At 65.6% G+C, this 13,534-nt stretch carries 12 protein-coding genes; 10 read left to right on the top strand and 2 right to left on the bottom strand.

Translation table 11 applies throughout. The features are described 5' to 3' along the window. The first annotated feature begins 10 nt into the window (after positions 1 to 10). The gene (locus ACKOED_RS07605) at positions 11 to 862 is read left to right on the top strand and encodes a protein phosphatase 2C domain-containing protein (protein WP_408915983.1); all 852 of its coding nucleotides are present in this window, start codon (positions 11 to 13) and stop codon (positions 860 to 862) included. Here the strand turns inward: ACKOED_RS07605 and ACKOED_RS07600 are convergent. Continuing rightward, a complete protein-coding gene (locus ACKOED_RS07600; protein ID WP_408915982.1) occupies positions 859 to 1,986 on the bottom strand; it encodes an S-(hydroxymethyl)glutathione dehydrogenase/class III alcohol dehydrogenase in 1,128 nt (375 codons plus the stop codon). The two genes, ACKOED_RS07605 and ACKOED_RS07600, sit on opposite strands and share 4 nt — an antisense overlap. A 158-nt stretch (positions 1,987 to 2,144) precedes the next feature. On the opposite strand from ACKOED_RS07600, the gene ACKOED_RS07595 reads away from it, so the two are divergent. The 3 genes from ACKOED_RS07595 (at position 2,145) to ACKOED_RS07585 (ending at position 6,185) form a co-directional block, all read left to right on the top strand. Then, a complete protein-coding gene (locus ACKOED_RS07595; RefSeq protein ID WP_408915981.1) occupies positions 2,145 to 2,891 on the top strand; it encodes a DUF6065 family protein in 747 nt (248 codons plus the stop codon). A 250-nt stretch (positions 2,892 to 3,141) separates the two neighbouring features. Then, a complete protein-coding gene (locus ACKOED_RS07590; protein WP_408915979.1) occupies positions 3,142 to 4,857 on the top strand; it encodes a type I secretion system permease/ATPase in 1,716 nt (571 codons plus the stop codon). Continuing rightward, the gene (locus ACKOED_RS07585; protein ID WP_408915978.1) at positions 4,854 to 6,185 is read left to right on the top strand and encodes an HlyD family type I secretion periplasmic adaptor subunit; all 1,332 of its coding nucleotides are present in this window, start codon (positions 4,854 to 4,856) and stop codon (positions 6,183 to 6,185) included. The genes ACKOED_RS07590 and ACKOED_RS07585 overlap by 4 nt, the downstream gene beginning before the upstream one ends. A 175-nt stretch (positions 6,186 to 6,360) precedes the next feature. Here the strand turns inward: ACKOED_RS07585 and ACKOED_RS07580 are convergent, their stop codons facing one another. Continuing rightward, positions 6,361 to 7,800, bottom strand: coding sequence for an aldehyde dehydrogenase family protein (locus tag ACKOED_RS07580; RefSeq protein WP_408916043.1), 1,440 nt, complete (start codon positions 7,798 to 7,800; stop codon positions 6,361 to 6,363). A gap of 60 nt (positions 7,801 to 7,860) precedes the next feature. Here ACKOED_RS07580 and ACKOED_RS07575 point away from each other — a divergent pair, with 60 nt between their 5' ends. From ACKOED_RS07575 to ACKOED_RS07550, 6 genes are all read left to right on the top strand, one after another. After that, positions 7,861 to 8,724, top strand: coding sequence for an NAD(P)-dependent oxidoreductase (locus tag ACKOED_RS07575; protein WP_408915977.1), 864 nt, complete (start codon positions 7,861 to 7,863; stop codon positions 8,722 to 8,724). Beyond that, on the top strand, positions 8,724 to 9,893 hold the full coding sequence (locus tag ACKOED_RS07570; protein WP_408915976.1) for a pyridoxal phosphate-dependent aminotransferase: 1,170 nt from the start codon (positions 8,724 to 8,726) through the stop codon (positions 9,891 to 9,893). The genes ACKOED_RS07575 and ACKOED_RS07570 overlap by 1 nt, the downstream gene beginning before the upstream one ends. Then, positions 9,890 to 11,401 (top strand): AMP-binding protein, encoded by a 1,512-nt coding sequence (locus tag ACKOED_RS07565; RefSeq protein ID WP_408915975.1) that lies wholly within the window; start codon positions 9,890 to 9,892, stop codon positions 11,399 to 11,401. Before ACKOED_RS07570 ends, ACKOED_RS07565 begins: the two co-directional genes overlap by 4 nt. A 91-nt stretch (positions 11,402 to 11,492) precedes the next feature. Beyond that, the gene (locus ACKOED_RS07560; protein WP_408915974.1) at positions 11,493 to 12,230 is read left to right on the top strand and encodes a 5-formyltetrahydrofolate cyclo-ligase; all 738 of its coding nucleotides are present in this window, start codon (positions 11,493 to 11,495) and stop codon (positions 12,228 to 12,230) included. A gap of 36 nt (positions 12,231 to 12,266) precedes the next feature. Next, a complete protein-coding gene (locus tag ACKOED_RS07555) occupies positions 12,267 to 13,247 on the top strand; it encodes an ABC transporter substrate-binding protein (protein WP_408915973.1) in 981 nt (326 codons plus the stop codon). Then, on the top strand, positions 13,247 to 13,534 hold a 288-nt coding region (locus ACKOED_RS07550), incomplete at its 3' end, for an ATP-binding cassette domain-containing protein (RefSeq protein ID WP_408915972.1). The genes ACKOED_RS07555 and ACKOED_RS07550, both read left to right, overlap by 1 nt.

The following is a 13,534-nucleotide window of genomic DNA, read 5'->3' as shown; positions in this document are numbered from 1 at the left end:
GGGCGGAATCATGAAGCTTCTGGGCGCCGTGAGCCAGGGCAGCGGTACGGTCAACGAAGACGGCTTCGGCTATGCCGGAGACCCGGGAAACGTCTCGGCCGCATGGATCCTGGACGGGGTGACCGGCATCAATCCGCGCAATCACCTCTCTGCCGGAAGCGATGCGCAATGGCTGGTGGCTTGCGCGCAGGCTCATCTGGCTGAGTTGGCCCCGCGCGGCATCGCGCCTGACACCCTGCTGCATGAGCTTGTCGCCCGGCTGATGGCCGACTGGGCGGCGGCGGCGGCCAGCCTGGACCTGCCGCGCGATTATGATCCGCCGGCCGCCTGCCTGGTGCTGGTCAAGCGCTACGCCGGTGGCTGGCAATGCCTGCGGCTGGGCGATTCCTGCCTGCTCACCCGCCAGGCGGGCGGCGGCGGCCTGATCCTCGCAGCCTCGCCCAACAACAGCTTCGATCACTGGCTGGCCCGCGAGGCCCACAAGCGCCGCCAGCAAGGCGTGTTCGACGTCAAGGCCCTGCTCGCTGAATTCGCGCCGCAACTGCGGGAATCGCGCGCCCGGCGCAACCGTCCGGACGGCTACAGCGTTCTCGAATGCAGCCGTGACGCGCTGGCAATGCCGGAGATCGTGGAGCTCGGCTGGCCCGATCAGACGCTGCTCTGCACCGATGGCTATTACCGCGCCGTGGACACCTATGGGCTGATGGACGACGCCCGGCTCATGGATGCCAGCGCGGCGAGCGTGGCTAAGGTGCTGGAGCTGGTGCGGGCCACCGAGGCCAGCGACCCCGGCTGCCTGCGCCACCCGCGCTTCAAACCGGCCGATGATGCGACCGCGGTGATGCTGGCCGCCACACGCTAGAACACAATCACGCTGCGGATCGATTTGCCTTCATGCATGAGGTCGAAGGCGGTGTTGATCTGCTCCAGCGGCATGGTGTGGGTGATCATCGGATCGATCTCGATCTTGCCCGCCATGTACCAGTCGACGATCTTCGGCACGTCGGTGCGGCCGCGGGCGCCGCCGAAGGCCGTGCCTTTCCACACGCGGCCCGTCACCAGCTGGAACGGGCGGGTTGAAATCTCCTGCCCGGCGCCGGCCACGCCGATGATGATCGACTGGCCCCAGCCGCGGTGGCAGGATTCGAGCGCCATGCGCATCACCTTCACATTGCCGGTGCAGTCGAAGGTGTAGTCAGCGCCGCCGATCTGGTCTGCGCCGCGCTTGGTCATGTTCACCAGATAGGGAACGAGATCACCCTCGATCGCCGCAGGATTGACGAAATGCGTCATCCCGAAGCGCTCGCCCCAGGGCTTCTTGGACTCATTGATGTCGACGCCGATGATCATGTCGGCGCCCGCCAGCCTCAGACCCTGGATGACATTGAGACCGATGCCGCCAAGGCCGAAGACGATGGCGGTGGCCCCCGCCTCGACCTGCGCGGTGTTGAGCACCGCCCCCACCCCGGTGGTGACGCCGCAGCCGATGTAACAGATCTTGTCAAATGGCGCGGCCGCGTTCACCCTGGCGAGCGCGATCTCCGGCAGCACAGTAAAGTTGGAGAAGGTGGAGCAGCCCATGTAGTGATGGACCTTGCGGCCACGATAGGAAAAGCGCGAGGTGCCGTCCGGCATCACGCCCTGGCCCTGGGTGGCGCGGATCGCCGTGCACAGATTGGTCTTGCGCGACAGGCAGGACGGGCACTGGCGGCATTCCGGCGTATAGAGCGGGATGACGTGATCGCCCGCCTTCAAGGAGGTGACGCCGGGCCCCACGTCGACGACGACGCCGGCACCTTCATGGCCGAGGATCGCCGGAAACAAGCCTTCCGGATCGGCGCCCGAAAGCGTGAATTCATCGGTGTGGCAGACGCCGGTGGCCTTCACCTCGACCAGCACTTCGCCGGCCTTGGGCCCCTCCAGATCGACATCGACGATTTCGAGCGGCTTTCCCGCCTCGAAGGCAACGGCGGCACGGGTTTTCATGGCGGCCTCTTTCCTCGGTTTGGCGCAGTATTCCACGGCCATCATTTCTTGTCACCGGTCTTGCCAGCGGTGGCGGGCCACGGGAGATATTCCATGCCGGTCCTAACTGATGTAAGGCTCAGCGGCATGGGGCATCGTGTTGAAGCAGCGTGACGGACATGAAAATCAGATGTTTGACTTTTTCTCCGCCGGAGACCGGCGCCGCATTCGATGTCCGCCCGGCGCCAGCCGAACGAAGCTGGATTGACGCCACGCCGCAGCGCTTTGCCGCCCGCTGCCTGCCGCTGCTGATCGCCAATTCCCATGGCTGGGAAATTCTGTTCAAGGACACCTGCGAGATCATCTGGAACGGCGGTAAGCGCATCGAGGACCTGAGGATTGCCACGCAGTCAGGCTCCCGCAGCTTCGTGATGAGCCATTTCGGGGAGGGCATCGTTACGTTCAGCATTCACTGTCTGTTACGCACCGACCCCGGCGTCAACCTGTGGATCGGCGGGCCGGTCAACTACTTCAAGGACGGCATCCAGGCGCTCACCGGGATTGTGGAAACGGATTGGTCGCCCTTCACTTTCACGATGAACTGGAAGATGACCCGGCCTGGCCACAAAGTGCGCTTCGAACGCGACGAGCCGATTTGCCATTTTTTTCCCGTTCCGCGCGGCATTGTGGACAGCGTGACAACCGAACTCGCGGCGATCGACTCCTATCCCGACGTGAAGCGCGATTTCGAGAGCGCCCGGGACTCGCGGCTCAAGTTTCTGGAAGACTTATCGAGGAACGACCCCGGCGCTGTCGCGCAAGGCTGGCAGAAAGAGTATTTCCGCGGCGCCTTCGTCTCCGGCGGCAAGGCCCATGCCGGGCACCAGACCAAGATCAACGCCAAGCCGTTCCGCAGCAAGGCGTGACGACACCCTTTTGACGCAACGCTTCGGCAACATGGTTTTGACCAGGTAGAGCCAGTCAGATCAAGTCGAGCGGCATTCTTCATAATTCGTCAGCATTACCGGCGCGTTTTTACGCCGTTCGCGGCCAGACTGGAACTTCCCGGTAACGTGTGCGCGCGACAATCGCCCCTGTTCCGGATCGTGCGGCGGGAGTTCGCGGCTCACGGGACGGCCGCGAACGGCCTTTGATCTAGACTGGCGGGATAGGGGAATGGATACGCTCGGCAAGGTGAAAAGCGCGTTCTGGCGGGCCATCGCGATGCTGGCTTTGTTTTCGGCCGGCATCAATATCTTGCTGCTGGCGCAATCGATCTATTCGATCCAGGTTTATGACCGCGTTCTGCCGTCGCGCAGCACCGACACGCTGATCTACCTTTCCGTCATGATGGCGGCCGCCCTCCTCGCCACATCGCTGCTTGATGTGGCCCGCAGCCTCGTCGCCAACCGCGCGGCGCAGCGCTTCGAGGTGCGGCTCAGCGACACCGCGATGCGCATTGTGCTGCGCAAGGGGTCCACGGCCGCGCATGGCATGCAGCCGCTTCGCGACATTGCCTCGCTCAGGGCCTTCATTTCCTCGCGGGCCCTGATCGCCATCCTCGACCTGCCCTTCGCGGGCCTGTTCATCGCCATGATGTACTTCGTTCATCCGCACCTGTTCTGGCTCACTCTGGTGGGCGCGGGGGTGCTGACGCTGGTGGCGGCGCTGAGCCAGTGGGCGCTTTCCGCCTCCGCCGAGGAGCAGGGCGAGCTCTCGCAGGCCGCAACCATAAAGGCCGAGCACATCAGTCGCAGCGCCGAAAGCGTCGTGGCCATGGGCATGACCAAGAACGTGATCGACGCCTGGGGGCAGCTGCAGGCGGGTTCATTGCTGGCGGCCGACGGGGCCGGAACCATGAATGCCTGGTTCGCGGGCGTTTCGAAGTTCCTGCGCTTCACGCTGCAAACGGCGGTGCTCGGCTACGGCGCGCTTCTGGTGCTTGAGAACCAGATGTCGCCCGGCCTTATGTTCGCCGCGTCGATCATATCCGGCCGCGCCCTGCAGCCGATCGACCAGATGATCGGCGCGTGGCGCCAGATCTCCTATGCCCAGGAAGCCTGGAAGCGCGTCAAGAGCTTCGTTCCCAAAGCCGACGGGGGCCGCCGCCACACGTCGCTGCCTGCGCCCAATGGCGTCATCGACGTCACCGAACTGCATTATCCGGATCCGGCAGACCCGTCGCGCCCGCCGATCCTCGGCAAGCTCAGCTTCCGGCTGGAGCCCGGCGAGATCGTCGCGGTGCTGGGCCCTTCGGGTTCCGGCAAGTCGACGATGGCCCGGCTGCTGGTCGGCGCCCTGCAGCCGCGCAGCGGCCAGATCAGGATCGACGGCTACGAATTGCAGAACTGGAACCCGGAAGAGCTGGGCCGCGCCACCGGCTATGTGGCGCAGGAGGTGGAGTTGCTGCCTGGCACCGTGGGCCAGAACATTTCGCGCTTCGACCCTGACGCGCGGGACGCCGACATCGTCCAGGCGGCGCGCGCCGCGCATGCCGAGGACCTGGTGCAGCGGCTGCCGAAAGGCTACGACACAGAAATCGGGCCAGGCGAAATGCATCTCTCTGGCGGCGAGCGCCAGCGTATCGCGCTCGCCCGCGCGCTTTATGGAAAGCCGCGCTTTCTGGTCCTCGACGAGCCCAATTCCAATCTTGACCGGCAGGGCGAGGCGGCGCTGATGGAGGCGCTCTCCGATGCCAAAGCGGCCGGCGCCACCATTCTGGTGATCACCCAGCGCGAAACCCTGCTGGCCTGCGCCGACAAGATCATGCGGCTGCAGGGCGGCGGCATCGTCGAGTTCGACGACAAGGAGGCGATCATGGCCAGGCACCGGGAGGACTCCGCGAGGGCGCCCCGTCCGATGAAAATGGCGCGTCAGGCGGCGGGGGCATGACGATGGCGGCTTCTTCCGAAAAGTCCGGCTGGCAGCAGGCCATACCCACGTCCTACGGCAAGGCCGTCCTGCTGGGGCTGCTGGTGAGCCTCGGCTTTTGCGGCAGCCTCGGCTATTGGGCGGCCACCGCGCCGATTTCCGGGGCCATTGTGGCCGCCGGCGTTGTCAAGGCGAGCGGCCAGAACAAGCTGGTCGATCACCTGGACGGCGGCGTCATCGCCTCGATCCCGGTGCGCGAGGGCGAGCGCGTGCCGGCGGGCGGCGTTCTGCTCACCATCGATACCACGCGCACCTTGGCCGAGCGCGACCGGGTGAAGATGGCGCTGATCTCAGCCTCCGCGCAGCTGGCGCGGGCCCGCGCCGAGCAGCGCGGCGACCGGATCCTGAGCTTCCCGGCCAAGCTCGAGGCCGACGCCGCGGCGATGGGGGTGAGCGAGGATCTGGCGCAGCAGCGCAGCGAGTTCGACAACCGCCTGACGCGGCATATGGCGGAACTCGCGGCGCTGGAGCAGCGCACCCAGGCGGCGGGCGAGGAAATCACCGGCCTCACCGCCCAGAGGGACTCCGAAGAGATCAAGCTCGGCGTGTTGCGCGAGGAACTCGGCAACAAGGAGGGCCTGCTCGCCAAGGGCCTGGTGCCGAAGGTGGAAGTGAACGCTCTGCGGCGCAGCGAGGCCGACTCGCAGGGCATGATCGGCTCGCTGACGGCGAAGATCGGCGAGCGCCGCTCGGCGATCGCCGAGCTGCACCAGCAGGTGGTGACGGTTGAGGCGCGGCGGCGCGAGGCGGCGGCCAGCGAGGCCAATGATCTCGCCGCGCGCATTTCCGACCTGACCCAGCAATTGCTCCGTCATGAGGACATACTGGCCAAATCGGTGATCCGCTCGCCCGACGATGGCATCATTCTCCGGCTGCCGAAAACCACGGTGGGCAGCGCGCTCAAACCCGGCGACGTGGTGGCTGAAATCCTGCCGACCAATTACGAGCTGCTGGTCGAGGCGCGGATCGCGCCGCAGGACATCGACACGGTGCGGGTGGGCCAGCCCGCCCAGCTGCGCCTCGTCGCCTTCAGCAGCAAGACCACGCCGGACGTTCCGGGCGAGGTGTCCTATGTCTCGGCCGACCGCTTCACCGACCCCAACGGGCATGAATCCTTCTACACGGCGCGCATCCGCCTCGCCGAGACGCTGCCCGCGGGCCTGAACCAGAGCCAGATCCAGTCCGGCATGCCGGTCGAGGCCTTCATCAAGACCGGCGACCGCACCTTCCTCGAGTATCTGTTGCGGCCTCTGGAAGACAGCTTCTCCAGGGCCTTCCGCGAGGAGTAACCGCCGTCATACGGCCTGCGCGTGGCGTGCTCCTGGCAGCGGCGCTCGCGCAAGACCTCGGCACGCCTCGGCTTGAAGGCGTCCTTCAGCAACTACGGGGAAAGAGCGCTTGCGCGGCGGGCGGGGTGTTTACTTTCGACAGACCAAGAATGCTCTCCCAACCGGCGCAGGCGCCTCACGCCAGCGTGTAGGCCGTCTTGATCGAGGTATAGAAATCGACGGCGTGGCGGCCCTGCTCGCGTGCGCCGTAGCTCGAACCTTTGCGGCCGCCGAACGGCACGTGATAATCGACGCCCGCGGTGGGCAGGTTCACCATCACCATGCCGGCGGCTGACTTCTTGCGGAAGTCGGTGGCGTGCTTCAGCGAACCGGTGACGATGCCGGAGGAAAGCCCGAAAGCGGTATCATTGGCGACACTCAGCGCCTCGTCGTAGGAGTCGACCCTGATCACCGCGGCGACCGGCCCGAACACCTCCTCGCGGTTGATGCGCATCGCATTCGTCGTGCCCACGAACAGCGCCGGGCTCAGATAGTGGCCCTTGGTGTCTCGGTTGAGGCGTTCGCCGCCCCAGGCCAGTTCGCCGCCTTCATCGCGCGCGATCTGGATATAGCGCTCGTCCTGGGCCATCTGGGCTTCATCGACGACGGGTCCGATCACCGTGCCTTCCTTCAGCGCATGATCGACCTTCAGCTTCTTCATGCCCTCGACCATGCGTTCGACGAAGGCATCATGCACCTTCGCCTGCACGATGAGCCGGGAGGACGCCGTGCAGCGCTGGCCGGTCTGGTAGAAGGCGCCGTCCAGGGCCGCCGCCACGGCGATGTCGAGGTTGGCGTCATCCAGCACAACGAGCGGGTTCTTGCCGCCCATTTCGAGCTGGAACTTGGCGCCGCGCGCCGCGCAGGCCATGGCCACCCGCGAACCGGTCTCGACCGAGCCGGTGAAGGAAATGGCGTTGACATCGCGCGAGTCGAGCATGGCCTGGCCGACGACGGACCCGCGGCCCATCACCAGGTTGAGAACGCCCCTGGGCAGGCCGGAGCGCGAGGCGATCTCGACGAGCGCCCAGGCGCAGCCCGGAACCAGGTCAGCCGGCTTGAACACCACGCTGTTGCCGAAGGCCAGCGCGGGGGCCATTTTCCACGCCGGAATGGCGATCGGGAAATTCCACGGGCAGATCAGTCCGACAACGCCCAGGGGTTCGCGGGTGATCATCACGTCGACGCCCGGGCGCACCGAAGACACGGCTACTCCTTCGACGCGCAGCGCCTCCTGCGCGAAGAACTTGAAAATCTGCGCGGCGCGCATGGTCTCGGCGATGCCATTGGCCAGCGGCTTTCCCTCCTCGCGGGCGAGCAGGCGGCCGATTTCGTCCTTGCGGGCCAGCAACTCGGCGCCGATGAATTCGAGAACATCCGCCTTCTGCTGCGGCGTGGTGGCGGCCCAGCCCGGCTGCGCGGCTCTGGCGGCGGCGATGGCGGCCTCGGTCTGGGCCTTGTCGGCCTGGGCATATTCGCCGACGATGTCGGAAATGTCGGACGGGTTCACATTCTCGCGGATGCCCTTGCCTTCCAGCCATTCGCCATTGATGAAATTGCGGTGCAGCGCCATGATGCCCTTACTCCCTTGCTATCCGGCGCGGGACCATAGGGAGGCGCAATCGATGAGGCAAGCATGCATGTCGGGCTGACGGGTGCCGGGATGATGGGCCATGGCATGGCTGCCAGCCTGCTGCGGCATGGCCATGCCGTGACGGTGATCGCCCACCGCAACCGGCGGCCGGGCGATGATCTCGTGGCCAGCGGTGCACGGGAAGCCCGGAGCCTGGCGGAGCTCGCCGCGGCGGACATGATCATCCTGTGCCTCACCACCTCCGCCGTCGTCGAAGCGACCATCAAGGCGCTGATGCCGCATCTGCGGCCGGGGCAGGTGGTTCTGGACGCCGGCACCTCCGACCCAGCGTCGAGCCGGGAACTGGCGCGGCGGCTTGCCGCCATCGGCGTCGCCTTCGCGGACATTCCGCTGACCGGCGGTCCGGAACAGGCCGAACGCGGCGAGCTCGGCGTGCTGTGCGGCGCCGATGGGCAGACCTTCGCCCGCATCGCGCCGGTGCTCTCATGCTTTGCCACCACGGTGAGGCATTTCGGGCCGCCGGGTGCGGGGCACACGGCGAAGCTCATTTCCAACTATCTGGTCACCGGCATGGTGGCGCTGGTGGCCGAGGCCTTCGGCGCCGCCCGCCAGGCGGGGATCGACTGGAAAAGCCTTTATGAGGCGATGCTCAACGGGTCGGGCAATTCCGGCGTGCTGCGCAAGATGGTGGCCCCGGCGCTGGAGGCGGATTTCGACGGCTACCGCTTCGCCATCGCCAATGCCGCAAAGGACATCGGCTACTATGCCGGACTGGCGGATTCGCTGGGCTGCCGCACGGCGCTTACGGAAGCGGTTGCGGAAACCTTCACCAAGGCCTTAGAAACAGGACACGGCGGCCGCAACGTGAGCCGCCTCCTGGACCCTGCAATTGATGATGTGAGCTGATGCTGAAAATCAATCCCGCCGTCGCGGCCATCGAGGAAGAAACCGCCTTTTCGGTGCTAGACCGCGCCAATGCGCTGAAGGCCAAGGGCCACCCGGTGATCAATCTGGGCATCGGCCAGCCCGATTTCGCGCCGCCCAAACACATCCTGGCCGCCGCCGAGAAAGCGGTGCGCGACGGCCCGCACGGCTACACCAGCCCGCAAGGGCTGCCGGTGCTGCGCGACGCGGTGGCGCAATATGTGGGCGGGCGCTTCAAGGTGCCGGTGTCTGGTGATGAGGTGGTGATCGTGCCGGGCGGCAAGGTGACCTTCTATTTCGCCTGCCAGATGTTCGGCGGGCCGGGGGCGGAAATCCTCTACCCCGATCCGGGCTTCCCGCCCTACCGCGATGCGGCGCGTTCGAGCGGGGCGACGGCCGTGCCCTACCCCATCCGCGAGGAGAAGGATTTCGGCTTCGACGCCGAGGAAGTGCTGTCGCTGGTGACGCCGCGCACCCGCCTCGTCATCATCAACTCCCCCGCCAATCCGACGGGCGGCGTCGTCGCGCGCACCGAGATCACCAGGCTGGCCGAAGGCCTGATGCGGCATCCGCATGTGGCGGTGCTCTCCGACGAGATCTACAGCCACCAGGTCTATGACGGTGTCGATTTCACCAGTTTCCTCAGCTTTCCGGAACTCAGGGACCGCACCATCATCCTCGACGGCTGGTCCAAGACCTTCGCGATGACCGGCTGGCGGCTGGGCTTCGGCATCTGGCCCCGGCATCTCATCGATTATGTGAAGAAGCTGATCACCGTCGATCACTCCTGCACCAGTGTCGCCACCCAGATGGCGGGGCTCGCGGCGATTACCGGTCCGATGGACGAGATCGAGGGCTTCCGGAAAAGCTTCCAGCGCCGCCGCGACATGGTGGTGGCGGGCCTCAACGATATCAGCGGCGTGCGCTGCCGGCTTCCCGGCGGGGCCTTTTATGCCTTCCCGAATGTGGCGGGTACTGGCTGGTCATCGCGAGAACTTGCCCGCGAGCTGCTGGAGAAGGCCTATGTGGCGCTGATCTTCGGCGAAAGCTTCGGCGAGAACGGCAAGGGCTTCATGCGGCTGTCCTACGCCGCCAGCGAAGCCGATATCGCCGAGGCGCTGAAACGCATGAAGGCCTTCCTGGAGGCATGAGCGCCGGGAATTTCTATTCCCGCTTCGCGCAGGTGTTCGCGGCCAATGCCGAGCGCACCGCGATCACCTCGGCGGACGGCGCGCTGCGCCTGAGTTTCGGCGATCTTGCCCACGCCGCGGCGCGCTATGCCAATGCGCTGGCCGCCCTCGGCGTCGAGGCGGGAGACCGGGTGACGGTGCAGGTTGAGAAATCTCCGGAAAGCGTGTTTCTCTATCTCGCGGTCATGAAGCTGGGCGCGGTCTACCAGCCGCTCAATACCGCCTATACGGCGGCGGAGGTGGCCTATTTCGTGGAAGACGCGGCGCCCAAACTGATCGTCTGCGATCCCTCCCGCCAGCAGGAGATGCGCGCGCTTGGCGATCAACACAAGGTCTTCGCGGTCGCCAATCTCGATCACCGGGGCGAAGGCTCGCTCGCAACCCTTGCCGCGACGATGGACGGCCGCCACGACACCGCGGCGCGCGACGCTGATGACCTTGCCGGGCTGCTCTATACATCGGGCACCACCGGGCGCTCCAAGGGCGCGATGATCACCCATGGCAATCTCGCCTCCAATGCCGAAACGCTTGTGGCGCTGTGGCGAATCACCAGCGGTGACCGGCTGTTGCACGCGCTCCCCGTGTTTCACGTGCACGGGCTTTACGTGGCGCTCAACACGGCGTTTCTGGCGGCGAGCGAGATCGTGTGGTTTTCGAAGTTCGACGCCGCCGCGATGCTCGAAGCCATGCCGCGGGCCACGCTGATGATGGGGGTTCCCACCTTCTACACGCGGCTCCTCGGCGAAGACCGGCTCACCCGCGAGGCCTGCCGCACCATGCGGCTGTTCATTTCGGGCTCGGCGCCGCTTCTGGCCGAAACCCACCAGGCTTTTGCGGCGCGCACCGGCCACGCCATTCTCGAGCGCTATGGCATGACCGAGACCGGCATTATCACCTCGAACCCCTATGACGGCGAGCGGCTGCCTGGAAGCGTTGGTTTCGCGCTGCCCGGCGTTGCCGTCCGGATCAATGGCAGCCAGCCAGGCGTCATCGAGGTCAAGGGCCCCAACGTGTTCAAGGGCTATTGGCGGATGCCGGAGAAGACCCGCGAGGACTTCACCGAGGACGGCTATTTCATCACCGGCGACGTGGGCGTGATCGACGAGACAGGCCGCGTCAGCATCGTGGGCCGCGCCAGGGACCTGATCATCAGCGGCGGCTTCAACGTCTTCCCAAAGGAGATCGAGGAGGTGCTCGACGCCTTGCCGGGGGTGGGCGAGAGCGCCGTCATCGGCGTGCCGCACCCGGATTTCGGCGAAGGCGTTGTGGCGGTGGTGACGGCGCGGGCGCCGCTTGCCCCGGAGGCCGAGATCGTGGCGGCGCTGTCCCGGAAGCTCGCACGCTTCAAGGTGCCCAAGCGCATTTTCGAAGTGGCGGAACTGCCGCGCAACGCCATGGGCAAGGTGCAGAAGGCCGCGTTGCGCAGGCGTTACGCGGATTGTTTCAAGCCGGCGGGACGCGGCGGATAAACCGGGAGACCGGCAATTTTCCGCATGACAACCGGAATGGCATGTGGAACCATAATGACAAGCAGACAAGAATTCAGGACAGAGGCAAGGCGTGTCGAATTCCAAGATCATCCGGCAACGCATCTGGAGCAAGCTGCAAGAGGTCGCGCGGCCCGATACGCGGTTCCACCTCAATTTCAACGAGGTGATCCCCGATTTCGAGGGCTCGGAGCAGGCGACTGACCGGATCGTCGGGCTCGCCGCCTACAAGGCCTGCAAATATGCCTTCATCACGCCCGACAACTGCCTCGTCGACTTACGCCGCCGGATGATTGCCGAGGGCATTCCCTTCGTGATGTCGACCTACGGCATCTATCGCGGATTCCTCTATATCGAGCCCGGCATGGTGCCGAAGGGGGCGGAACTCTATGCCGCCTGGCTCGATGGCATGGAGCATTTCGCGCGGCCCATTTCGCTGGCCGAGATCGCCCGGCGCGGCCGCTTCGACCTGATGGTGACCGGCGCCTCCGCCGTATCCATGGACGGGGTGCGCTTCGGCAAGGGCCATGGATTTTTCGATCTTGAATGGGGCATGTTCACCGAGCTCGGCATCGTCGACGAAGCCACCCCGGTGGTGGCCATCGTCCATGATGTGCAAGTTGTGGAGGACAAGCTTCATCCGAGTGCCACCGACATTCTGGTGGACTATATTGCCACTCCAAGCCGTATGATAACGGTAGAGCGGCGCGCCAAGCGGCCCCGGGGCGTGAAATGGGAGTTACTGGAGCCGGAACAGATCGCCGCGACGCCGCCCCTGCAGGAGCTTCGGCGCATGCAAGGCATCGGTTGACCTAAATCCCTTTCCAACGATCCCCAGGAGGAAGACATGAGAATCGCCATCGACCGCAGAAAATTCCTGAAGCTCAGCGCCGCCGCGGCCTCCGCCCCGGCGCTGCTCGGCCCGCGCGCCGCCCTTGCCGCCGGCACGCCGCTGACCATGCAGGCCGCATGGATCAACGACGCCGAGTTCGCCGGCTATTTCGTCGGCATCGACAATGGCCTCTACGCGGCCGAGGGCCTCGACCTGACCTATCTCCCCGGCGGCCCGGACGTGATCCCGGAAAGCACCATCGTGGCGGGCAAGGCGGACCTCGCGCTCACCACGCCGGACACCACGGTGAAGGCCATCACCGACCAGGGCGCCAAGTTCAAGATCATCGGCGCGCAATACCAGAAGAACCCGATCGGCATCGTGTCGCTCGCCTCAAAGCCGATCAAGACGCCCCAGGACCTCGTGGGCAAGACCCTGGCCGTGCCGCCCGTCAATGTGATCTCGGTCGAAGCGATGCTGAAGCTCAACAACATCGACAAGGCCCAGGTCAACATCGTGCCCTACGCCTATGACCCGACGCCGCTCATCAAGGGCGAGATTGACGCCTCGCTCGATTTCACCACCAACGTGCCGTTCACCATCAAGCAGGCCGGGCCCGACGCCGTGTCCTTCCTGCTCTATGATTTCGGCTTCACCATCTACAATGACACCGTGGTGGTGACCGAGGAGACGCTCAAGAACAAGCGCAAGGAGCTCGTGTCCTGGCTGCGCGCCAGCCGCAAGGGCTGGGAGGAGAACTTCAAGGACCCGAACGTCTATCCGCCGAAGTTCGCCGACACCTGGTTCAAGGGCACCGGCCGGACCATCGACAACGAGATCTACTTCAACGTCGCCCAGAAGCCGCTGATGGAAACGCCGGCCGGCATCTTCGCGATGACCGAGGAGGGTATCCAGAAGAATATCGACGCGCTGTCGCAAGTCGGCATCAAGGCCACCAAGGACATGTTCGACACGTCCCTGCTGGCGGAGATCTGATGGCCGGCGACCGGAGCATACGCCTCCGGAACATCACCAAGACCTTCAACGCGCGCGGTGAGACCCTCACCGCGCTCGATTCCGTTTCGCTCGATTGCGAGCCGGGCTCGTTCACGGCGCTGATCGGGCCATCGGGCTGCGGCAAGTCCACCCTGCTGCGGCTGGCGCTGGGCCTTGAAACGCCGGACTCCGGCACGGTCGAGATCGGCGGCCTCGCACCCGGCGCCGCAGCCTCCACGGGGACTACCGGCGTGGCGTTCCAGGATTCGGCCCTGCTGCCGTGGCGC

Origin of the sequence: Aestuariivirga sp. (assembly GCF_046093005.1) — a bacterium.
Taxonomy (GTDB): domain Bacteria; phylum Pseudomonadota; class Alphaproteobacteria; order Rhizobiales; family Aestuariivirgaceae; genus Aestuariivirga.
This window is presented reverse-complemented; position numbering and strand designations above follow the sequence as displayed.